This is a genomic window from Streptomyces sp. NPDC007084 (assembly GCF_040703595.1).
Taxonomy (GTDB): Bacteria; Actinomycetota; Actinomycetes; order Streptomycetales; family Streptomycetaceae; genus Streptomyces.
This window is the reverse complement of record NZ_JBEYFY010000003.1, coordinates 278,259-299,665: the sequence shown is the minus strand read 5'-3', so window position 1 is coordinate 299,665 and position 21,407 is coordinate 278,259. Positions and strand designations below refer to the sequence as shown.

Genomic DNA, 21,407 nt, shown 5'->3' with positions numbered 1-21,407 from the left:
GAGCGATCCCGACCTGCCGGAAGGTGTGGGAGGGGGTTCCGGGCGAGCGATCCCGACCTGCCGGAAGGTGTGGGAGGGGGTTCCGGGCGAGCGATCCCGACCTGCCGGAAGGTGTGGGAGGGGGTTCCGGGCGAGCGATCCTGACCTGGCTGGAATGTGGGGAGGGGACTTCGGCGGAGCGATCCAGGCCAGGCCGGGACGCGGGGGAGGGGACTTCGGCGGAGCGATCCTGGCCAGGCCGGGACGTGGACGAGGGGGTTCCGGCGGATCGATAGGCTCGCTGTATGCAGCCGTTCTCCCCGTCGCAGGTGCCCTCGCTCGCCGCCCCGGACGCGTCCCCGGGCGCGCCTTCGGCGGACACGCCGGTCGGCTCCGTCCCCGCCGCCGTCTCGCCCTCGGTTTCCCCTTCCTCCCCTTCCCCCGCTTCCCCGGCCGCGCTGGTCCGGGAGTTCCACCGCGCCTTCGGCCTGGACGCCCGCAGCACCCCGGCCGAGGTCGCCCCGGAACTGGCCGCGCACCGCGGGGAGCTGCTCGCCGAGGAGGCCGCGGAGGCGGCGGAGGTCGCGGTCGAGGGCCCGCTCGACCGGCTGGCGCACGAACTCGCCGACGTCGTGTACGTGGCGTACGGCACGGCTCTCGTCCACGGGATCGACCTCGACGCGGTGATCGCCGAGATCCACCGGGCCAACATGACGAAGATCGGCCCGGACGGTCAGGTCGCCCGCCGCGCCGACGGCAAGGTCCTCAAGGGCGAGCACTACCGGGCACCGGACGTCGCGGAGGTCCTGCGCCGCCAGGGCTGGAAGGCGCCGGAGGCGTAGGGACGGGCGCCGGGGGCCGGGGGCCGAGCCCGGGGTGGGGTATCCGGAGCCGGACAATGGGCCTGGACGCCTGGACGCCTGGACGCCTGGACGCCTGCACCCGGTTGCCCGGCGTCGGGAGCCCGGAGCCTGGGTCCGGGCAACCTCGCACCTGGCGCCCGGACGCCTGGCGGGTGCCGTGCCCTGCCGTGCCCTGCCGGCCGCCGCCCGGACCTGCGGTGATCCGTGCCGCACGCCTCAGCGCAGGCCCCGGCGACTGCCGCGCGCACCCCTTCCACGGCCCCGCGCCCGCTGGTTAACTTCGCGGGGCGGTGCCGAGCGGCGCCGCCGGGGACGATCAAGGGGTGGGCATGGGTGATCAAGGGAGGCGCGTGGACGGGCCGGCCGAACTCGATCTGCCCGTAGAGGGCGGAACGCTGCGCGTCCTGCGGTTCGGCGAGGGACCGCGCCCCGCGCTCGCCGCCCACGGCATCACCGCGTCCGGCATGGCGTTCGGCGCCTTCGCCCGCCTGCTCCCGCCCGAGTGGAGCCTGTTCGCCCCGGACCTGCGGGGCCGCGGCGGCAGCGCCGACGCCCCGGGCCCGTACGGACTCGACCGGCACGCGGCCGACCTGTGCCGACTGGCGGAGGGCCTCGGCGCGGGCTCGCCCGTCGCGCTGACCGGCCACTCGATGGGCGCGTACGTCGCGCTGCTGGCCGCCGCGCGGCGTCCCGAACTGTTCGACCGGCTCCTGCTCGTCGACGGAGGGCTGCCCCTGCCGGTGCCGCCCGGCGCCGATCTCGACGGCATCCTCGACGCGACCCTCGGCCCCGCGATAGCCCGCCTCGGCCTGACGTACGCGACCGACCAGGACTACGTCGACTTCTTCCGCGCTCATCCGGCGCTCGGCCCCTACTGGAACGACGACGTCGAGACGTACGTGCGCTACGACCTCACGGGTCCCCGGGGCGCCCGGCGTTCGAAGGCGCGCGAGGACGCCGTACGGCAGGACGGGCGCGATCTGCTGGCCTCCGGGGACCGGTTCGCGGCGGATCTGGAGCGGCTGTCCGTCCCGGCGCTGCTGCTGCACGCGCCGCTCGGGCTGCTCGGCCAGGAGCCCCCGATGCTGCCGGGCGACCTGGTCGAACGCTGGACCGGCGGACCGGGAGGCCTGCCCACCGAGCTGGTGGAGGACTCCAACCACTACACGATCCTGCTGGGCGACCCCGCGAAGACGGCCGCCGAACGGTTCACCGCCCTCGCCTGACGGCACTGCCTCGCCTGACGGCACTGCCTCGCCTGACGTCACTGCCTCGCCTGACGGCACTGCTTCGCCCGAGGGCACCGCCTCGCCCGAGGGCTCTGACCCGTGCGGCATACCGGCCGTGGGGCTCCGGCGTCCTTACCCACTCCGGCAACCGCCTACCCTTGTCACATGAGCAGCGGCGACCGGAGTCAGGCAGTGGACGTTCAGGAATCCAAGACGTACGAAGTGCGCACCTACGGGTGCCAGATGAACGTCCACGACTCCGAACGGCTCTCCGGGCTGCTGGAGGACGCCGGTTACGTACGGGCCCCCGCGGGCTCGGACGGTGACGCGGACGTCGTCGTCTTCAACACCTGCGCCGTCCGGGAGAACGCCGACAACCGCCTCTACGGCAACCTCGGCCGGCTCGCCCCGATGAAGACCAAGCGGCCCGGCATGCAGATCGCCGTCGGCGGCTGTCTGGCCCAGAAGGACCGCGACACCATCGTCAAGAAGGCGCCCTGGGTGGACGTCGTCTTCGGCACGCACAACATCGGCAAGCTGCCCGTCCTGCTGGAGCGCGCCCGCGTCCAGGAGGAGGCCCAGGTCGAGATCGCCGAGTCCCTGGAGGCGTTCCCCTCCACGCTGCCGACCCGCCGCGAGAGCGCGTACGCCGCCTGGGTGTCGATCTCCGTGGGCTGCAACAACACCTGCACCTTCTGCATCGTCCCGGCGCTGCGCGGCAAGGAGAAGGACCGCAGGACCGGCGACATCCTCGCCGAGATCGAGGCCCTGGTCGGCGAGGGCGTCTCCGAGATCACCCTCCTCGGCCAGAACGTCAACGCGTACGGCAGCGACATCGGCGACCGCGAGGCCTTCAGCAAGCTGCTGCGCGCCTGCGGGCAGATCGAGGGCCTGGAGCGCGTCCGCTTCACCTCGCCGCACCCGCGCGACTTCACCGACGACGTGATCGCCGCCATGGCCGAGACCCCGAACGTGATGCCGCAGCTCCACATGCCGATGCAGTCCGGCTCGGACACCGTCCTGAAGGCCATGCGGCGCTCGTACCGCCAGGAGCGCTTCCTCGGGATCATCGGCAAGGTCCGCGCCGCCATCCCGGACGCCGCGATCACCACGGACATCATCGTGGGCTTCCCCGGCGAGACGGAGGAGGACTTCGAGCAGACCCTCCACGCCGTCCGTGAGGCCCGCTTCGCGCAGGCCTTCACGTTCCAGTACTCCAAGCGTCCCGGCACCCCGGCGGCCACCATGGAGGGGCAGATCCCCAAGGAGGTCGTCCAGGCGCGCTACGAGCGTCTTGTCGCCCTCCAGGAGGAGATCTCCTGGGACGAGAACAAGAAGCAGGTCGGCCGCACCCTGGAGCTGATGGTCGCCGAGGGCGAGGGCCGCAAGGACGGCGCCACCCACCGGCTCTCCGGCCGCGCCCCCGACAACCGCCTGGTGCACTTCACCAAGCCCGACGAAGAGGTCCGTCCCGGCGACGTGGTCACCGTCGAGATCACCTACGCCGCCCCGCACCACCTCCTCGCCGAGGGCGCCGTCCTGAACGTGCGGCGCACGCGCGCGGGGGACGCCTGGGAGAAGCGCAACGCCGCCGCTGCCGCCAAGCCGGCGGGCGTCATGCTCGGCCTGCCGAAGATCGGCGCCCCGGAACCCCTGCCGGTCGCCGCGGGCAGCGGGAGCGGTTGCGGCTGCGACTGAGGGGGTGCGCCTCTACGGGCGACCCCCGGTGACTCCCTGGAGAGTCCTCGGCGACTCAAGGGGCGATAGAGGTGCCTGAGGGCGGTTGAGGGGGCCTGAGGACTGACCGGACTCCGTTCCTGGCACTGTCCGGGCAGCCCCCGTACGGACAGGGTTACGCTGCGGATCATGCTTGTAGCCGCCGCAGTCTGCCCCTGCCCCCCGCTGCTCGTCCCCGATGTCGCCGTCGGTGCGGCGCCCGAGCTGGACCCCGCGCGCGCGGCCTGCACCGACGCGCTCGGCGTGCTCGCCGCGTCCCGGCCCGACCTGCTGGTGGTCGTGGGCCCCGCCGACCCGGAGTTCCGGGGCGCGCACCCCGAAGGAACGCGCGGCTCGTTCCTCCGGGGCGCGCACCCCGAAGGAACGCGCGGCTCGTTCACCGGCTTCGGGGTCGACCTCGCCGTTCGGCTCGGCCGCAAGGGCGCGCCGGACGCGGCCTCCGACGACCCGGACCGGGAACTTCCGGTCTCCCTCGCCGTCGCCGCCTGGCTGCTGGAACGCACCGGCTGGTCCGACGCCCCCGTAGAAGGGCTCGGCGTCGGCGAACCGCTGGACGCCGAGCGGTGTGTGCGGGCAGGGGCCCAGCTCGCCGCGCGGGCCGAGCGCGTGGCGCTCCTGGTGATGGGCGACGCCAGCGCCTGCCGCACGCTGAAGGCGCCGGGCTACCTGGACGAGCGCGCCGCCGCCTTCGACGCGGAGGCCGCCCGGGCCCTGGGGGCGGCGGACGTCGACGCGCTGAAGGCGCTGGACGCCGGACTGGCCCGGGAGTTGAAGGCCGCCGGACGCGCCCCCTGGCAGGTCCTGGCGGGCGCGGCGCAAGGTGCGGGCCTGGCCGGCGCCCTGCTCTACGACGACGCGCCCTACGGAGTCGGGTACCTCGTGGCGGCCTGGTCCTAGGAACCCGCTTCGCCCGGCGCCCGGCGCCCGGCGCCCGGCGCCCAGCGCTTGGCGCTTGGCGGCCAGTGCTTGGCGTCCGGCGGTCGCCCGGCGCTTCGCGTCCAGCGGCCGGCGCCATGGAGAAACGGCCTCTCGGCGACGTAAGAAGGCTATGCAAGACGGCGACGCACGAAGCGACGGACGGCCGCGAGCGCGGGGCTTCGCGGCCGTTCGCCGATGGGGGTCGGGGTCGGTGTGGTCCAGGGCGGGGCCGGGGCGTGGACCGGGCCGGTCAGGACGTCTGAGGCGGTGTGGGCATGTCCGGCGGGGTGGCCCGAGGCGGGGCCGGCGTGTCCGGCGTCGTCGCCGGTCCGTCGCCTTCCTTCGCCGCGAGGCGGTCCACGGCGTCCTTCGCCTTGTCCGTGCCCGTCTGGATCTTGTCGCTGTACTTGTGGTTGGTCTTCTCGTCCACCATCTTGGCGGCCTTGTCCAGACCGTCGGCGACCTTGCTCCCGTGCTGCTGAGCCAGCCCCGAGACCTTGTCCTTCGCCGGCTCCAGCTTGGCTTTCAGATTGTCCATCAGACCCATGGTTCGCCTTCCCTCGCCGGACAGTCGCCTGCGGGCGCTCGCGTCGGCCTCGCCCGTCACGGCCGGCCCGAAGAAGCAGCGCGAATACGCCCATACCGTTCTATACGTTACTCGTGGGGCCGAAGTTCCGCGTCGCCCGGTTCACCCGACCGCGCCCGGCCCTCCCGTGCCCCTCGGCCCGTTAGGGGAGAGGCCCTGGGGTTTGCGAGACTGGGGGCGTGAGCAGCGCACCCCCCGCCCCCCGGGTCATCGCCGTCGTCGGACCGACCGCGGCAGGAAAGTCCGATCTGGGCGTTTTCCTCGCCAAGAGCCTCGGCGGCGAGGTCGTCAACGCCGACTCCATGCAGTTGTACCGGGGCATGGACATCGGCACCGCCAAGCTGACGGACGACGAGCGCGACGGGGTTCCCCACCACCTGCTGGACATCTGGGACGTGACGGTCACCGCCAGCGTCGCCGAGTACCAGCGCCTGGCCCGCGCCCGCATCGACGCCCTGCTCGCCGAGGGCCGCTGGCCGATCCTGGTGGGCGGCTCGGGGCTGTACGTGCGCGGGGCCGTCGACAACCTGGAGTTCCCCGGCACCGACCCCGAGGTGCGGGCCCGCCTGGAGGAGGAGCTGACGCTGCGCGGCTCCGGCGCCCTGCACGCCCGGCTCGCCGCGGCGGACCCGGAGGCCGCGCACGCGATCCTGCCCAGCAACGGCCGCCGTATCGTCCGCGCCCTCGAAGTCATCGAGATCACCGGCAAGCCCTTCACCGCCAACCTGCCCGGCCACGACTCCGTGTACGACACCGTGCAGATCGGGGTCGACGTGACGCGGCCCGAACTGGACGAGCGCATCGCCCGCCGGGTCGACCGGATGTGGGACGCCGGACTCGTCGAAGAAGTGCGCGCACTGGAGGCGCACGGCCTGCGCGCTGGGCGCACGGCCTCCCGCGCGCTCGGGTACCAGCAGGTGCTCGCGGCGCTCGCCGGGGAGTGCACCGACGACGAGGCGCGCGCGGAGACCGTACGCGCGACCAAACGCTTCGCGCGCCGTCAGGATTCATGGTTCCGACGCGACCCCAGGGTGCATTGGCTCAGTGGGGCCGCGGCGGATCTCACAGAACTCCCCGAACTCGCACTGGCGTTGGTCGAACGACCGGTCACAGCCTGATCACGTCATGGCATCGGGACGCTCCGGCCGTCATCGGGGCCTCCGGCGGCGTGCCATCATCGAGCTTCGATCGACCAGTGAAGTCCGAGTTGGGAGGGCGCGTGGCGATGGAGGCCGGCCCTCGCGACACTGCACGAGGCACTGAGCACGGTGCTGTTCCGGACGGAGACGGTCTGAGCGTCGACCCGGACGCCGACGGCGGCGTCGAGCCCGAGCTGGGCGGGGAACCCCTCAGCTCCGACGGACCCGACGACACCCCCGGCGGGGTGATCGCGGACGGGCCCGAACCCGGAGCGATGTCCCCGGAGCCCGAGGTCGAGGTCGAGCTGCGCCCGCAGCGCCGGCTGCGCATCTGGCAGCTCGCGCCGATCGTGGCGCTGGCCGCCACCGGCTCCCTGATGTTCGCCTTCCCGCTGGCCTTCGAGTTCGGTGACGGCGGGGCCGTCGTCGCCATGCTCGGCCTGCTGATCTGCTCGTGCGCCGCCGGCTGGGGCATGATGGCCGCCCGCCGCGTCGGCTACGCCCTGCCCGGCTTCCCGCAGCGCGGCTCCGGCCGCCGTCCCGACTGGCGCGTGGTGATCACGTACGTCGTGGTCGTCGCCGCGGTGGCGATCCTCGCGGTGTGGCGCGTGGCGCGCCTGCGCTGACCGCGGGCACCGGGTCGCCGACCCAGACTTCGGGCTCTTGACGAGGGCAGGGGTCGTTGGACTTCGGACGCCCGGCGTCGAGCGGGTTGATTTCGGGCGCCGGTTCCCTCGCGTGGGCGCCGGGCCGTTGACCCGGCCGCCGATCCACAGGGCCGGGATCCGACCCCGTACGATCGAGGAATGAGCACGCGGATCGCCTTCCTCAAGGGGCACGGGACCGAGAACGACTTCGTGATCGTCCCCGACCCGGAGAACGTCATCGACCTCCCGCCGGCCGCTGTCGCCGCCCTGTGCGACCGCCGCGCGGGCATCGGCGGCGACGGTCTGCTGCACGTCGTGCGCTCCGCCGCGCACCCGGAGGCCCACGCGATGGCCGCCGAGGCGGAGTGGTTCATGGACTACCGCAACGGCGACGGCTCGATCGCCGAGATGTGCGGCAACGGAGTGCGGGTCTTCGCCCGCTACCTCCAGCGCGCCGGACACGTGTCCGAGGGAGACATCGCGGTCGCCACGCGCGGCGGTGTGAAGACCGTGCACCTCGCCAAGAACGGTGACGTCACCGTCGGCATGGGCAAGGCGCTCCTCCCCGAAGCGCAGGTCACGGTCAGCGTCGACGGGAACAGTTGGCCCGCCCGTAACGTGAACATGGGCAACCCGCACGCCGTCGCCTTCGTGGACGACCTCGCGGACGCCGGAACCCTGTACACGGCGCCGCCGTTCACCCCGGCCTCGGTCTACCCGGACGGGGTCAACATCGAGTTCGTGGTCGACCGGGGGCCGCGCCACGTCGCCCTGCGCGTCCACGAGCGCGGCTCCGGTGAGACCCGCTCCTGCGGCACCGGCGCGTGTGCCGTCGCCGTCGCCGCCGCCCGCCGCGACGGCGCCGACCCGGCCGCGACCGGCACCCCGGTCACGTACACCGTCGACGTGCCCGGCGGGCGCCTGGTCATCACCGAGCGGCCGGACGGCGAGATCGAGATGACCGGCCCGGCCGTGATCGTCGCCGAGGGCGAGATCGACGCGGACTGGCTGGCCCGCGCCCTGGGCTGAGGGCCACCACCGGATGTCCGGCGCCCTGGGCTGAAGGCCGCCGCCACCACCGGATGCCCGGGGGGCGAACTGGGGTAGGCCGGGGCGGTCCCGGAGTGGACCGGGAGTGGCCGGGGCGGTCCGGGAGCGGTTCGGGTGGCGTTGCGATTTCCGGCGGCCCCTTGGCGGTTCCGTGGCGTGTGCCCCGTACCGCGGCCCTGCCGGCACTTCGGCGGGTGCCTCGTACCGCTCCCCGACGGCACTCGGCGCGTGCGTCGCACCGCACGCCCCCGCCGGGGGCTGACCCGGCGCTCCCCGGCACCTGCCCCGCCCTCCGCCGCACGTCCGTGCCTCCTTATGCGGAAGTTCGAAACGGTAAACCCCCGGACAGTCGCTCGAATGGGTGATCCGTTTCACGCTCGGCGAGAGGCGGTCAACCGGGCGTGGTGGGGTCGGTAGCATCAAGCACCGGCCCGGACGGGGGACCGACACCATCCCCTGAGCCGAGTACGCCCTGGGGCACCCGTCCGCCGGTCTTACGCAGCCGGAGGTGCCCATGAGTGCGGAGGCGACGAATCCCGCGACGCCAGGCCCCGCGACGCCCGCCCCGCAGCGCTCGGCCCCGCTCGAACCGGGAGCGGCCCCAGCGCACCGCAGGAAGGCGCGCCCGCGCATCGACCTGCGGCGACTGGGCCGGGCCGCACTGCTGGGGCCCACCGCCCGCGACCGGCTGCCGGACGCCATCGGGCACGTGGCGGAGGCCCACCGCGCCCACCATCCCGACGCCACCCTGGAACCCCTGCGCCGTGCGTACGTCCTCGCCGAGTCCTCGCACCGCGGCCAGATGCGCAAGAGCGGCGAGCCCTTCATCACGCACCCCCTCGCGGTGACGCTCATCCTCGCCGAACTGGGCGCCGAGACCACGACGTTGACCGCCTCCCTGCTCCACGACACCGTGGAGGACACGGAAGTGACCCTGGATCAGGTCCGTGAGGAGTTCGGCGAAGAGGTCTGTTACCTGGTCGACGGCGTCACCAAACTGGAGAAGGTCGACTACGGCGCCGCCGCCGAACCCGAGACCTTCCGCAAGATGCTCGTCGCCACGGGCAACGACGTCCGCGTGATGTCGATCAAACTCGCCGACCGGCTGCACAACATGCGCACCCTCGGCGTGATGCGCCCGGAGAAACAGGCGCGCATCGCCAAGGTGACCCGCGACGTGCTGATCCCGCTCGCCGAACGCCTCGGCGTCCAGGCGCTCAAGACCGAACTGGAAGACCTGGTCTTCGCGATCCTCCACCCCGAGGAGTACGAACTCACCCGGGAACTGATCGCCGACAACGCGGGCCGCCCCGACGACCCCCTCGCGGAGATCGCCGAGGAGGTACGCGCGGTGCTGCGCGACGCCGGTATCCAGGCCGAAGTCCTCATCAGGCCACGGCACTTCGTCTCCGTCCACCGCGTGTCGCGCAAGCGTGGCCCGATGCGCGGCGCCGACTTCGGCCGTCTCCTGGTCCTGGTGAACGAGGACGCCGACTGCTACGGCGTGCTCGGCGAACTCCACACCTGTCTCACCCCGGTGGTCTCCGAGTTCAAGGACTTCATCGCCGTCCCCAAGTTCAACCTGTACCAGTCGCTCCACACGGCGGTCAGCCGGGGGGACGGCCAGGTCGCCGAAATCCTCATCCGTACCCACCAGATGCACAAGGTCGCCGAAGCCGGCGTGATCGCCCTCGGCAACCCCTACGCCCAGCCCGCCGAGGACCAGCCCGACGGCGGCGGCGACCGTCCCTTCGAGGGCGAGCGCGCCGACCCCACCCGGCCCGGCTGGCTCTCCCGCCTGCTGGACTGGCAGCAGGCCGCCCCGGACCCCGACACCTTCTGGTCGACCCTCCGCGAAGACCTCGCCCAGGACCGCGAGATCACCGTGTTCCGCGCCGACGGCGGCTCCCTCGGCCTTCCGGAGGGCGCCAGTTGCGTCGACGCGGCCTACGCCCAGTACGGGGAGGACGCGCACGCCTGCATCGGCGCCCGCGTCAACGGCCGCCTGGCGACGCTGAGTACGCTCCTCAGGGACGGCGACACCGTTCAGCTCTTGATGGGCCAGGACCCCGCCTCCGAGCCCTCCAGGGAGTGGCTGGAGCACGCCCACACGGCCGCCGCCCGGATCGCCATCCAGCGTTGGATCGCCGCCCACCCCGCGCCCGGCGCCGAGGAGACCGCCGCCACCGGCCCGAGGCCCTCCGCCGAGACCCCCGTGGCTCCGCCGGCCGCCGCCCACGCCAGCCGCCCCGCCAGCGCCCTCGTGGACCAGCCGGGCGCCTCCGTACGCATGGCCGGCTGCTGTACGCCCGTACCGCCCGACGAGGTCACCGGCTTCGCCGTACGCGGGGGAGTGGTCACCGTGCACCGCGTCGAGTGCCCCGGAGCGGCACGCATGAAGAGCGACGGGCGGCCGGAGGTCGGGGTGAACTGGGGAGACACCACCGAGTGCCGGGTCACGCTCGTCGCCGAGTCCTTCGGGCGCCCGCACCTGCTGGCCGACCTCACCGAGGCCATCGCCGCGGAAGGGGTCGCCATCGTCTCGGCGACCGTCGAGCCGCCCAGCCAGCAGCGCGTACGCCACACGTACACGCTCCAACTCCCGGACGCCGCACGCCTCCAGGGCCTGATGCGGGCCATGCGCAACGTGCCCGGCGTCTTCGACGTGAGCCGGGCCCAGCATCCGGCGGCGGCAGCCCAGTAGTTCCGCGGGCCGCCGCGAGCCCCCGTCCGTCGCGAGCCCAGCCCAGCCCGTCCCCTCGCGAGCCCAGCCCAGCCCGTCGCGAGCCCCGGCCCGCCGCGGAGCCCTGGGGTGGTGCGGAGCCTTGCCGTGGGCCGGTACGGAGTGCGGGAGGGCGCGGAGTCCGGGGCGGGCGTGGTGCCCTGGGACGGCGGGGTGTTCCGGGACGGCGCCGTGTGGCGAGCATCCGGGCCCACCCGTTCGGGTGGGCCGGGCGCGCGTCGCCGCCACCGGCCCGGCGCGCGCTGGTAGCGGTGGTCCATGCCGCTCGAAGCCGCCCCCGCCTCCGCCCCCGCGTCCGCCGTAGCCCCCAGGCCCTCCCACTCGGTCCCCGTCCTCCCGGACACCGGGCCCCGCCGCCCGAGGAGCCGCCGGGTCAAGGCCGCCCTGCTCGCCTCGGCCGTCTCCGTCTGTCTGATCGCCGCGAGCGCCCCCTCCCCGGGCGCCGCCCTCGGCATCGGCGACCGGCTCTTCCCCACCCTCGGCAACCCCGGCTACGACGTCACGTCGTACGACCTCGCCTTCACCTACCCCGGCGCCAACGACAAGCCGCTCACGGCCGTCACCACCATCGACGCCCTGACGACCGCCCGGCTGGAGCACGTCAACCTCGACTACGCCCACGGCACGGTCCGCTCGGTCGAGGTCAACGGCGCGCCCGCCGACTTCGCGAGCGCCGGCGAGGACCTGGTCGTGACCCCGGCCAGGGCACTGCCCGCCGGGAGCCCGCTGCACATCACGGTGCGCCACACCAGCGACCCGGTGCCCGGCAAGGACCAGGACGGCGGCTGGGTCCGCACCAAGGACGGGCTCGCGATGGCCAACCAGGCCGACGCCGCCCACCTGGTCTTCCCGTGCAACGACCACCCCTCCGACAAGGCCCTGTTCACCTTCCACGTCACCGCGCCCGACGGCTACACGGTCGTGGCCAACGGTCTGCCGGAGGGCACCGCCCGGGCCGGGAACGCCACCACCTGGTCGTACCGCACCCGGCACCCCATGGCCACTGAGCTGGCCCAGGTCTCCATCGGCAGCTCCAGCGTGCTGCACCGCGCGGGACCGCACGGCCTGCCCGTACGCGACGTCGTCCCCACGGCGGACCGCGCGGCACTCGAACCCTGGCTCGCCAAGACCCCCGACCAGATCGCCTGGATGGAGAGCAAGGTCGGGCGCTACCCCTTCGAGACGTACGGCCTGCTCATGGCCCAGGCCCAGACCGGCTTCGAACTGGAGACACAGACGCTCTCCCTGTTCGAGAAGGACCTCTTCACCGAGCCCGCCTACCCGAAGTGGTACGTCGAGTCGATCATGGTGCACGAGCTGTCCCACCAGTGGTTCGGCGACAGCGTCAGCCCCCGCTCCTGGTCCGACCTGTGGCTCAACGAAGGACACGCCACCTGGTACGAGGCCCTGTACGCCGAGGAGAAGGCGGACCGGCCCATGGAGAAGCGGATGAAGGCGGCGTACACCATGTCCGACGCCTGGCGCGCCGCGGGCGGCCCACCCGCGGCCCCCAAGGAACCGAGGCCGGGCCACAAGATCAGCATCTTCCGGCCGAGCGTCTACGACGGCGCCGCCCTCGCCCTCTACGCGCTGCGCCAGGAGATCGGCCGTCCCGCCTTCGAGCGCCTGGAGCGCACCTGGGTCACCGTCAACCACGACGGCGTCGCCTCCACGGCCGACTTCGTGGACCTCGCCTCCGTCATGGCGGGCCGCGATCTGAGCGGCTTCTTCAAGGCGTGGCTCTACGGAGAGAAGACACCGCCGATGCCCGGCCACCCGGACTGGAAGAGCGAGGCTCCGCAGGGGCCCAAGGGGGCGTGAGACGCCGGGGCGGGCGGGCGGGCGTGCGCGGCCGGCAACCGTCCACGCGCGCGTGCGGCCAAGTGCCGAACGGCAGGTGGCCGCCCTCGTCATGGAGGACCGTCCACGCGCGCGTGCGGACGGGAGTCGACCACCACGGCTCTCGCCACCCCGTGACGGACCGTCCCCGCGCGCGTGCGGCCGGGTGACGGTTCCCGCGCGCGTGCGGCCAAGCGCCGGCTTCGCTTGCGGCCACCGAATCGGCGTGGGAGGGCAACGGCGCGTGACGGGGCCGCCTCCAGGAGAGCCCGACCGCGCTCCGCGCGGGTAACCCCGCAGGTGCGCCGCCGTGCGCGATAAGTCGCGTGACGAGACGGCCCGTACCGTGCGACCATCTTCGAGCCGACGGAGCACCCCCTCCTGGGGGCGGCCCGGCGGCGACCGGGAATCTCCCGGCGGCCCCGGACGTTGTGCCCTGTGACGGGCGACATCTGTCGGCCTTCCGTTCTCCCCGCTACGTAAGGATCCAATGACCTCCTCTTCTTCCCCTTCCCAGGACGCGCAGAGCCCCGCGCAGAACTACCCCGAAGGTCTTCGGGCCGATGCCCTGATGGAAGAGGACGTCGCCTGGAGCCACGAGATCGACGGAGACCGGGACGGCGAGCAGTTCGACCGCTCCGAGCGCGCGGCCCTGCGCCGCGTGGCCGGCCTCTCCACCGAACTCGAAGACGTCACCGAGGTCGAGTACCGGCAGCTCCGCCTGGAGCGCGTCGTCCTCGTCGGCGTCTGGACGTCGGGAACCATCCGGGACGCGGACAACTCGCTGGCAGAGCTGGCCGCCCTCGCGGAGACCGCGGGAGCCCTCGTGCTCGACGGCGTCGTCCAGCGCCGCGACAAGCCCGACGCGGCCACGTACATCGGTTCCGGCAAGGCCAACGAACTGCGGGACATCGTCATCGAGACCGGCGCGGACACGGTGATCTGCGACGGCGAGCTGAGCCCCGGCCAGCTCATCCACCTCGAAGACGTCGTCAAGGTCAAGGTCATCGACCGTACGGCCCTGATCCTCGACATCTTCGCCCAGCACGCCAAGTCCCGAGAGGGCAAGGCCCAGGTCGCGCTCGCGCAGATGCAGTACATGCTGCCGAGGCTGCGCGGCTGGGGCCAGTCGCTGTCGCGTCAGATGGGCGGCGGCTCGGGCGGCGGTCTCGCCACCCGTGGTCCCGGTGAGACCAAGATCGAGACGGACCGGCGTCGTATCCGCGAGAAGATGGCGAAGATGCGCCGGGAGATCGCGGACATGAAGACCGGCCGCGACATCAAGCGCCAGGAGCGCCGCCGCAACAAGGTGCCCTCGGTAGCCATCGCCGGTTACACCAACGCCGGCAAGTCGTCCCTGCTCAACCGCCTGACGGGCGCGGGCGTCCTCGTGGAGAACGCGCTGTTCGCGACCCTCGACCCGACCGTGCGCCGGGCCGAGACCCCGAGCGGCCGGCTCTACACGCTGGCCGACACGGTCGGCTTCGTCCGGCACCTGCCGCACCACCTGGTCGAGGCGTTCCGCTCCACCATGGAGGAGGTCGGCGACTCCGACCTCATCCTGCACGTGGTGGACGGATCGCACCCCGACCCGGAGGAGCAGCTCGCCGCCGTGCGCGAGGTCGTCCGGGACGTCGGCGCGACGAACGTGCCCGAGATCGTCGTGATCAACAAGGCGGACGCGGCGGACCCGCTGGTCCTCCAGCGGCTGCTGCGGATCGAGAAGCGCTCCATCGCGGTCTCGGCCCGCACCGGCCAGGGCATCGCCGAGCTGCTCGCCCTGATCGACAACGAACTGCCGCGGCCCTCGGTCGAGATCGAGGCCCTCGTGCCGTACACGCACGGCAAGCTCGTCGCCCGCGCCCACACCGAGGGCGAGGTGATCTCCGAGGAGCACACCGCGGAGGGCACCCTGCTCAAGCTGCGGGTGCACGAGGAGCTGGCGGCGGACCTCGCTCCGTACGTCGCGGAGCCCGCGCTCCGCTAGACATTCAGGCGCTCAGGCGCTCAGGCGCTCAGGCGCTCGCGTCATGGGTGTCCCGGACGTTCCGGATGCCGCGGACATGCGAAGTCCCGCACACGCGAAGTCCCGCCCCCCCTCACCGAGGGGGGCGGGACTTCGTTCGTCATCGGCCGGCGAACTTCCCGCTCACCGAGTCGTACACACCCTTGGCCACCGGACCCAGCCGCGGCCCCGCCAGCCAGCCGGACTTGACCGGACCGATCGAGGTGTTGGAGACCAGGGCAGGCTTGCCGTCCGAGCCCTTGGCCACCCAGCCGCCGCCCGAGGAACCGCCGGTCATGGTGCAGCCGATGCGGTACATCGTCGGGTCCGCCTGCGCGATCGACAGCCGCCCCGGCTTGTCCGAGCACTGGAACATCCGCTGGCCGTCGAACGGCGGCGCGGCGGGATAACCCGTCGCCGTGATGCTCGACACCTGCGTCACGGCGGGCGCGTTGAAGTTCACCGGCAGCGCCGAACCGACCGTCTCCTCCAGCGACTTGCCGTTGCTGCCCTTCTCCGGCGTCACATGCAGCACGGCGAAGTCGTACGACGCGCCCTGGCCGCCCGTGGAGCCGCCCTGCTCGATCCACTGGTCCGAGGTCTGCGCCCAGTCGCTCCACCAGACGCCGTAGGGGGCGACCTCCTCACGCGGCGCGTTCTGGAGCTGTGCCTCCGTCTTGCCCGCGTCGTTGTACGAGGGCACGAAGGCGATGTTGCGGTACCAGCCGCCCTTCTTGCCCGCGTGCACGCAGTGGCCGGCCGTCCACACGAGGTTGGACTTGCCCGGGTGCGCCGGGTCCGCCACCACCGTCGCCGAGCAGACCATCGTGCCCTCGGGAGAGTCGAAGAACACCTTGCCCGCCTCGGGCACCGCCCCGTGGTACGCGGGCTGCACGGCCCGCGCCTGCACCGGGGCCGGCTCCGGGTCGGTCACCCCCTGATCACCGGTGAGATCGGCGTCGTCGACGCCCTTGTCCTGGTCCGGGTCGTCGGCTCCGCGCATCCGGTCCGGGTCCCACAGGCCCTTGATGATCGGGTTGATGAAATCGTCGGCCTCGCGGAGCCAGTCGTCCCGGTCCCAGTTCTTCCAGGCGCCGTTCTTCCACTTGTCGATGTCGAAGCCGTGCTCTTTGAGCTTGTCCTTGAGGTCGTCCGGGATCTTGATCTTCCCGTCACTGCTCGCGGCGGCGGAGGCGCTGGACTGCGCGTCCGCGTTGTCGTTCCCCGAGCCGCAGGCGGTGGCGGTCAGTGCCAGCACCGCGGTGAGGCCGACCGCCGCCAGAACGGGGGACGTTCCGCGGCGCGCGCCCCTCCTTCGGCGTGCGGCGAAGGGCGGGCGTATGGATCGCATGCTGCAACTCCCCCTGGGCGTCTGTGAACTGGTCAGGGACCACCGGCCGGAACCCGTCCACGTGGACGTGCGGAACGTACGAGACGTACGAGACGTACGAGACGTGCGGGACGTACGACATGTACGACCCGCACGGAACGCACGGGACCGCGGGTGCCGGCCGACCGGCCGTCACCGGTGACCGTTCGATATCGCTGAACGGCACCACACACTATGCGCTCGCTGTGGGGGAGTTCCGACAGAACGGCAACGGTTCCGTCACGGCAAGGATCTTCGATCCGCCCGCTTCCCAACGCCCGCCGCGTCGTTGATACGTACGGGGGGTCTGAGGCCTGCGTTCAGAACCCCTCGCCAACTCGCCTCAGGACAGCGGGAGGACCGGAAGTCGTGGCCGTGACCGAGTCAGCGGTGGTGCCGTCCGAGGCCCCCGGAGAACCCCAAGCCGCGCGGAGCGCCGCTGCCGCGATGACCGACGGCGATTCTCCGGACGCCGGTGGTGACGCTGCGGGAACCGTGGGCGGGCTTGCGGGAGCCGGGGGTGATTCCGCGAGGACCGGGGGCGGGCTTACGGAGACCCTCGGTCATTCTGCGGGTATTCGCCCTGATTTCGCGGTGCCTTGTGGTGCGGGCGGAGCGGCCGAGGGGGCGCGCGCGGCACACGAGGGGATCCTGCGACGCCAGTCGGCGCGTGAGTCCGCCGCACGCACCTACGCGCGCGCCCTGCCCATCGTGCCCGTACGGGCACGCGGCCTGACCATCGAGGGCGCCGACGGCCGCCGCTACCTCGACTGCCTCTCCGGAGCCGGGACGCTCGCGCTCGGACACAACCACCCCGTCGTCCTGGAAGCGATCAGGAAGGTCCTCGACTCGGGCGCCCCGCTCCATGTCCTCGACCTGGCCACCCCGGTCAAGGACGCCTTCACCACCGAGCTGTTCCGCACGCTTCCCCCGCGCTTCGCGGAGCGGGCACGCATCCAGTTCTGCGGTCCGGCCGGCACGGACGCCGTGGAGGCCGCGTTCAAGCTGGTGCGCGCCGCCACCGGGCGCAGCGGCCTCCTCGCCTTCACCGGCGCCTACCACGGCATGACGGCGGGGGCGCTCGAAGCGTCCGGCGGCGCGACGGACGTACGGGTCGCGCGCCTGCCCTATCCGCAGGACTACCGCTGCCCGTTCGGCGTCGGCGGCGAGCGGGGCGCCGAACTCGCCGCCCGCTGGACCGAGTCTGTCCTCGACGACACGAAGTCGGGGGTGCCGCTCCCGGCCGGGATGATCCTCGAACCCGTCCAGGGGGAGGGCGGCGTGATCCCGGCGCCGGACGACTGGACGCGCCGGATGCGGGAGATCACGGCGGCCCGGGACATCCCGCTCATCGCGGACGAGGTCCAGACGGGGGTGGGCCGGACCGGCGCCTTCTGGGCGGTCGAACACAGCGGGATCACCCCCGACGTGATGGTCTTGTCCAAGGCCATCGGCGGCAGCCTGCCCCTCGCCGTCGTCGTCTACCGCGACGACCTCGACGTCTGGCAACCCGGCGCCCACGCCGGCACCTTCCGCGGCAACCAGCTCGCCATGGCCGCCGGCACCGCCACCCTCGCGTACGTCCGCGAGAACGGCCTCGCCGACCGCGCGGCGACCGTCGGCGCCCGCATGCTCTCCGAACTCCGCTCACTCGCCGCCGAGTTCCCGGTCATCGGGGACGTCCGCGGCCGAGGCCTCATGATCGGCCTCGAATGCGTCGACCCGGAAGCATCCCCGTCCACCCCAGCGGACGCACCCCGCCCCGCCGTAACGGACGGACCGCGCCCCGCCGTACCGGACGGACCTCACCCCGCCTCTCCCGAACTCGCCGCCGCCGTCCAGCGGGAGTGCCTTCGCCGGGGCCTGATCGTGGAACTGGGCGGTCGCCGGGCGAGCGTCGTCCGCCTGCTGCCCCCGCTGACGATCAGCGACGAACAGACGACCGCCGTCCTCGACCGGCTCGCGGACGCCGTGCGGGCGGTGGCCCGCGAAGGCCTGCGCCCCGGCCGAGACGCAACGCGGGGCACAGACCGCCCCGGGTGACGGTCCGCAGCCGTTTCCGGAGACAGCCCGGAGCCGTCGCCGATGACGGGCCGTGAGCGTCCGCCGGGCAGGTCACGGTTCGGAGCCGTCACCTGCCCGGCGGACGCCTCGGCCCCGGTTCGTCGCCGCGTCCCACCCGAACGACTTACAAGGAAAGCCCGTGAACACCATCCCCGCACCCGAACACCGCCCCCGCACACACGAGCGAGCAGCTGGGGAACCCAGCTTGCAACGCTCCGTGGCGGAATCGGTTCCCCGGCAGACGGCGGGCCGCCGGGAGCCGGAGTGGCTGCGCGGGGCCACCGTCGATCCCCTGGAGCACCCCGACGCGGGAACCGCCGCCCAGGCAGCGGCGGTCGAGAACCTGCTGCGCTGCTGGGTACGGGAGAACAACCTCCCCGCCCCGGACCACGGCACACTCCGCATCCCGCTCCCGGCCAGCGGCGCGATCCTGCTCGTCCCCGTCCACTACTGGTCCGCCACCGGCTGGCACCGCTTCGGCCTCCCCCACCTCGCCTACGCCCCCGAGGGCGCACCCCCGGCCGACGCGGTCACCGTGGCGGCACTCCTCTCCCGAGAAACCGCCACGCCCCTGCCGCCCCCGGGGGTCCCTACGGTCGCTGCCACGCGAGTCACAGCTACCCCTGAGGTCGCCTCAACCACGACACCGGCTGCCTGTGCCGCCGCGCCCACGCAGGCGCCGGCTACCCCTCCTGTCGTCTCCGCACAGGCCCCTGCTGCCCCCGCCCCCGTCTGCGGGCAGGCCCCTGCCGCGGTCACGGGCGTCCAGCCCCCCGCTGCTCCAGCGGCGGCACCCTCACCGCAGCACCGACCGGACCACACGCCGGACACCGGCACCCCCGCCGGGAACGGCGCCGACCTCGTCGGACGCGTCGCCGACTCCGTGCGGCGCACCGCCATCTTCATCGCCGACCGGCGGGAACGCCCCGTCGACGGCCCCGACCGCTTCCTCGCCGCCGAGCAGGCGCTCCTCCTCGGGCATCCGCTGCACCCGACCCCGAAAGGGCGCGAAGGCCTCTCCGACGCCGAAGGGCGGCTCTACTCACCCGAGTTGCGCGGAGCGTTTCCACTGCACTGGATGGCCGTAGCCCCCTCGGTGCTCGCCACCGACTCGGCGTGGACGGAGCGCGGCCGGCCCGTGAGCGCGGCGCAGTTGGCGACGCGGCTGGCCGGCGCCGACCTGGCGCTGCCCGACGGATACGCCGCCGCGCTGCCCCTGCACCCCTGGCAGATGCGCGAGCTGAAGCACCGCACGGAGACCGCCGCGCTGCTGGACGCCGGACTCCTCCGGGACCTCGGCCCGCTCGGCGGCGCATGGCACCCCACCTCCTCCGTCCGCACCGTGCACCGCTCAGGCGCCCCCGCGATGCTGAAGCTGTCGCTGGGCCTGCGCATCACCAACTCCCGCCGCGAGAACCTCCGCAAGGAACTCCACCGGGGTGTCGAGGTCCACCGGCTGCTGCGCAGCGGCCTGTTCGAGGAGTGGCAGGCCGCCCACCCGGGCTTCGACATCGTCCGGGACCCGGCCTGGCTCGCGGTCGACGGCCCGGACGGCAACCCCGTACCGGGGCTCGACGTGATGATCCGGCACAACCCCTTCGGCCCGGCGGACGACGCCGGCTGCGTCGCGGGACTGGTCTCGCCGCGTCCGCGCCACTCGGCCGACGGGCGCCCCGTCATGCGCTCCCGGCTCACCGAACTCGTCATCGGGCTCGCCGCGCGCACCGGGCGTTCCCGTGGCGCCGTAGCCGCCGAGTGGTTCCTGCGCTATCTCGAACACGTCGTCCGCCCCATCCTCTGGTTCGACAGCGAGGCCGGCATCGCCCTGGAAGCGCACCAGCAGAACACCCTGGTCCTGCTGGACGCGGAGGGCTGGCCCACCGGAGGCCGCTACCGCGACAACCAGGGCTACTACTTCCGCGCCTCCCGCCACGCGGACCTCGACGCCCGGCTCCCCGGCATCGGCGAGCACAGCGACACCTTCGTCTCCGACGAGGTCACCGACGAACGCTTCGCCTACTACCTCGCCATCAACAACGTCCTCGGACTCATCGGCGCCCTCGGCTCCCAACGCCTCGCCGACGAACGGCTGTTGATCGCCGCCTTCCGCCGCTTCCTCACGGACGTCGCCACCGGCCCGGCCCGGCTGCGCACACCGCTGCCCGCCCTGCTGCTCGACTCGCCCGTCCTGCGCTGCAAGGCCAATCTGCTGACCCGGCTGCACGGCCTCGACGAACTCGTCGGTCCCGTCGACACCCAGTCCGTCTACGTCACCATCTCCAACCCCCTTCATTCCTGTCATTCCTGAGGAACATGACCCACCCCGTCTCCTGAGAGGAGCCTCGTGCTTCCCACCGACGCGAGCACCGACGCCGACACCGCCCTCGCCGCCCAGACCGCTCCCGTATCCGCCCGGGCCGCCGGTGCTCGCACACGCGCCGGCACGGATCCGGGCGCCGCCACGGACTGCGAGGACACCCTCGACCTGCGACTTCCGGACGAACTGATCGCCCTGTTCACCGCCGGACCGGAGCAGACAGGTGGGACGACCGGGAACGCGGGCGATCTGCTCGACGGCGTCGGCGACTGGGGCCCGGTCACCACCACCGCCGGCGTCTTCCAGCTCGTCCCCGTGCGAACCGAACGGGACGTGCCCCTCGTCTCGCGCTGGATGAACGACCCCGCCGTCGCCGCCTTCTGGGAACTCGCGGGGCACGAGTCGGTCGTCGAGAAGCATCTGCGGCCGCAGACGGACGGAGACGGACGGAGCGTGCCTTGCCTCGGCGTGCTGGACGGCATCCCGATGAGCTACTGGGAGATCTACCGCGCCGACCTCGACCCCCTGGCACGCCACTACCCGGCCCGGCCCCACGACACCGGCATCCACCTCCTCATCGGCACCGTCGCCGATCGTGGACGGGGGCTCGGCACCGCTCTGCTCCGAGCCGTCGCCGACCACATCCTCGACAGGCGCCCCGCCTGCGCCCGCGTCGTCGCCGAACCCGACCTGCGCAACACACCATCCGTCTCCGCCTTCCTGAGCGCCGGCTTCCGCTACTCCGCCGAGGTCGACCTGCCCGACAAACGGGCCGCCCTCATGGTCCGCGAGCGGGGCCTACGCGCTCTGTTGTGACCGGCCTGTTGTGACCGGCCTGCTGTGACAGATCTGCCGTGACAGACCCGCCGTGACAGACCCGCCGTGGCCGGTCTGCTGTGACCGATCCGCCGTGGACCGTCAC

Annotated in this window: 15 protein-coding genes; 13 read left to right on the top strand and 2 right to left on the bottom strand. The window is 72.9% G+C overall.

The window, feature by feature from the left end:
- Nucleotides 1-284: 284 nt before the first annotated feature.
- From AB0912_RS04810 to AB0912_RS04795, 4 genes are all read left to right on the top strand, one after another.
- Nucleotides 285-821: a MazG nucleotide pyrophosphohydrolase domain-containing protein gene (locus tag AB0912_RS04810; protein ID WP_366696496.1), complete on the top strand. Its 537-nt coding sequence runs from the start codon at nucleotides 285-287 to the stop codon at nucleotides 819-821.
- A 350-nt stretch (nucleotides 822-1,171) separates the two neighbouring features.
- Nucleotides 1,172-2,068, top strand: coding sequence for an alpha/beta hydrolase (locus tag AB0912_RS04805; protein WP_366696495.1), 897 nt, complete (start codon nucleotides 1,172-1,174; stop codon nucleotides 2,066-2,068).
- A 168-nt stretch (nucleotides 2,069-2,236) separates the two neighbouring features.
- The gene (gene miaB, locus AB0912_RS04800; RefSeq protein ID WP_366696494.1) at nucleotides 2,237-3,769 is read left to right on the top strand and encodes a tRNA (N6-isopentenyl adenosine(37)-C2)-methylthiotransferase MiaB; all 1,533 of its coding nucleotides are present in this window, start codon (nucleotides 2,237-2,239) and stop codon (nucleotides 3,767-3,769) included.
- A 168-nt stretch (nucleotides 3,770-3,937) separates the two neighbouring features.
- Nucleotides 3,938-4,705 (top strand): class III extradiol dioxygenase subunit B-like domain-containing protein, encoded by a 768-nt coding sequence (locus tag AB0912_RS04795; RefSeq protein ID WP_366696493.1) that lies wholly within the window; start codon nucleotides 3,938-3,940, stop codon nucleotides 4,703-4,705.
- A 271-nt stretch (nucleotides 4,706-4,976) separates the two neighbouring features.
- Here the strand turns inward: AB0912_RS04795 and AB0912_RS04790 are convergent, their stop codons facing one another.
- Nucleotides 4,977-5,273: an antitoxin gene (locus tag AB0912_RS04790; RefSeq protein ID WP_366696492.1), complete on the bottom strand. Its 297-nt coding sequence runs from the start codon at nucleotides 5,271-5,273 to the stop codon at nucleotides 4,977-4,979.
- Nucleotides 5,274-5,491: 218 nt separating this feature from the next.
- Here AB0912_RS04790 and miaA point away from each other — a divergent pair, with 218 nt between their 5' ends.
- The 6 genes from miaA to hflX all read left to right on the top strand — a co-directional run bounded on the left by miaA (nucleotide 5,492) and on the right by hflX (nucleotide 14,717).
- Entirely contained in the window at nucleotides 5,492-6,430 is a 939-nt protein-coding gene (gene miaA / locus AB0912_RS04785) for a tRNA (adenosine(37)-N6)-dimethylallyltransferase MiaA (protein WP_366696491.1), read from the top strand.
- A 107-nt stretch (nucleotides 6,431-6,537) separates the two neighbouring features.
- Nucleotides 6,538-7,077, top strand: a complete 540-nt coding sequence (locus AB0912_RS04780; RefSeq protein ID WP_366696550.1) for a hypothetical protein — start codon at nucleotides 6,538-6,540, stop codon at nucleotides 7,075-7,077.
- A 180-nt stretch (nucleotides 7,078-7,257) separates the two neighbouring features.
- Nucleotides 7,258-8,127: a diaminopimelate epimerase gene (gene dapF / locus AB0912_RS04775; protein ID WP_366696490.1), complete on the top strand. Its 870-nt coding sequence runs from the start codon at nucleotides 7,258-7,260 to the stop codon at nucleotides 8,125-8,127.
- 535 nt (nucleotides 8,128-8,662) lie between these two features.
- Nucleotides 8,663-10,852, top strand: coding sequence for an HD domain-containing protein (locus AB0912_RS04770; RefSeq protein WP_366696489.1), 2,190 nt, complete (start codon nucleotides 8,663-8,665; stop codon nucleotides 10,850-10,852).
- 297 nt (nucleotides 10,853-11,149) lie between these two features.
- On the top strand, nucleotides 11,150-12,712 hold the full coding sequence (locus tag AB0912_RS04765; RefSeq protein ID WP_366696488.1) for a M1 family metallopeptidase: 1,563 nt from the start codon (nucleotides 11,150-11,152) through the stop codon (nucleotides 12,710-12,712).
- A gap of 508 nt (nucleotides 12,713-13,220) precedes the next feature.
- Entirely contained in the window at nucleotides 13,221-14,717 is a 1,497-nt protein-coding gene (gene hflX / locus AB0912_RS04760) for a GTPase HflX (RefSeq protein ID WP_366696487.1), read from the top strand.
- A 139-nt stretch (nucleotides 14,718-14,856) separates the two neighbouring features.
- On the opposite strand, the gene AB0912_RS04755 is transcribed toward hflX, so the two are convergent.
- Entirely contained in the window at nucleotides 14,857-16,086 is a 1,230-nt protein-coding gene (locus AB0912_RS04755; protein WP_366696486.1) for a hypothetical protein, read from the bottom strand.
- A 612-nt stretch (nucleotides 16,087-16,698) separates the two neighbouring features.
- Between AB0912_RS04755 and AB0912_RS04750 the strand changes: the two genes are divergently transcribed.
- The 3 genes from AB0912_RS04750 (at nucleotide 16,699) to AB0912_RS04740 (ending at nucleotide 21,301) form a co-directional block, all read left to right on the top strand.
- Nucleotides 16,699-18,147, top strand: coding sequence for a diaminobutyrate--2-oxoglutarate transaminase family protein (locus AB0912_RS04750; protein ID WP_366696485.1), 1,449 nt, complete (start codon nucleotides 16,699-16,701; stop codon nucleotides 18,145-18,147).
- 238 nt (nucleotides 18,148-18,385) lie between these two features.
- Nucleotides 18,386-20,476 carry an IucA/IucC family protein gene (locus AB0912_RS04745; RefSeq protein WP_366696484.1) on the top strand — a complete coding sequence of 697 codons (2,091 nt, stop codon included), beginning with the start codon at nucleotides 18,386-18,388 and terminating at the stop codon, nucleotides 20,474-20,476.
- A 36-nt stretch (nucleotides 20,477-20,512) separates the two neighbouring features.
- Entirely contained in the window at nucleotides 20,513-21,301 is a 789-nt protein-coding gene (locus AB0912_RS04740; protein WP_366696483.1) for a GNAT family N-acetyltransferase, read from the top strand.
- The last annotated feature ends 106 nt before the right edge of the window (nucleotides 21,302-21,407 follow it).

Bases quoted from the DNA above. Each gene is read 5' to 3' on its own strand.
- miaB (WP_366696494.1), top strand. From the start codon at position 2,237: ATGAGCAGCGGCGACCGGAGTCAGGCAGTGGACGTTCAGGAATCCAAG.
- AB0912_RS04795 (WP_366696493.1), top strand. From the start codon at position 3,938: ATGCTTGTAGCCGCCGCAGTCTGCCCCTGCCCCCCGCTGCTCGTCCCC.
- hflX (WP_366696487.1), top strand. From the start codon at position 13,221: ATGACCTCCTCTTCTTCCCCTTCCCAGGACGCGCAGAGCCCCGCGCAG.
- AB0912_RS04765 (WP_366696488.1), top strand. From the start codon at position 11,150: ATGCCGCTCGAAGCCGCCCCCGCCTCCGCCCCCGCGTCCGCCGTAGCC.
- AB0912_RS04770 (WP_366696489.1), top strand. From the start codon at position 8,663: ATGAGTGCGGAGGCGACGAATCCCGCGACGCCAGGCCCCGCGACGCCC.
- dapF (WP_366696490.1), top strand. From the start codon at position 7,258: ATGAGCACGCGGATCGCCTTCCTCAAGGGGCACGGGACCGAGAACGAC.
- AB0912_RS04810 (WP_366696496.1), top strand. From the start codon at position 285: ATGCAGCCGTTCTCCCCGTCGCAGGTGCCCTCGCTCGCCGCCCCGGAC.
- AB0912_RS04805 (WP_366696495.1), top strand. From the start codon at position 1,172: ATGGGTGATCAAGGGAGGCGCGTGGACGGGCCGGCCGAACTCGATCTG.
- AB0912_RS04755 (WP_366696486.1), bottom strand. From the start codon at position 16,086: ATGCGATCCATACGCCCGCCCTTCGCCGCACGCCGAAGGAGGGGCGCG.
- AB0912_RS04790 (WP_366696492.1), bottom strand. From the start codon at position 5,273: ATGGGTCTGATGGACAATCTGAAAGCCAAGCTGGAGCCGGCGAAGGAC.
- AB0912_RS04780 (WP_366696550.1), top strand. From the start codon at position 6,538: ATGGAGGCCGGCCCTCGCGACACTGCACGAGGCACTGAGCACGGTGCT.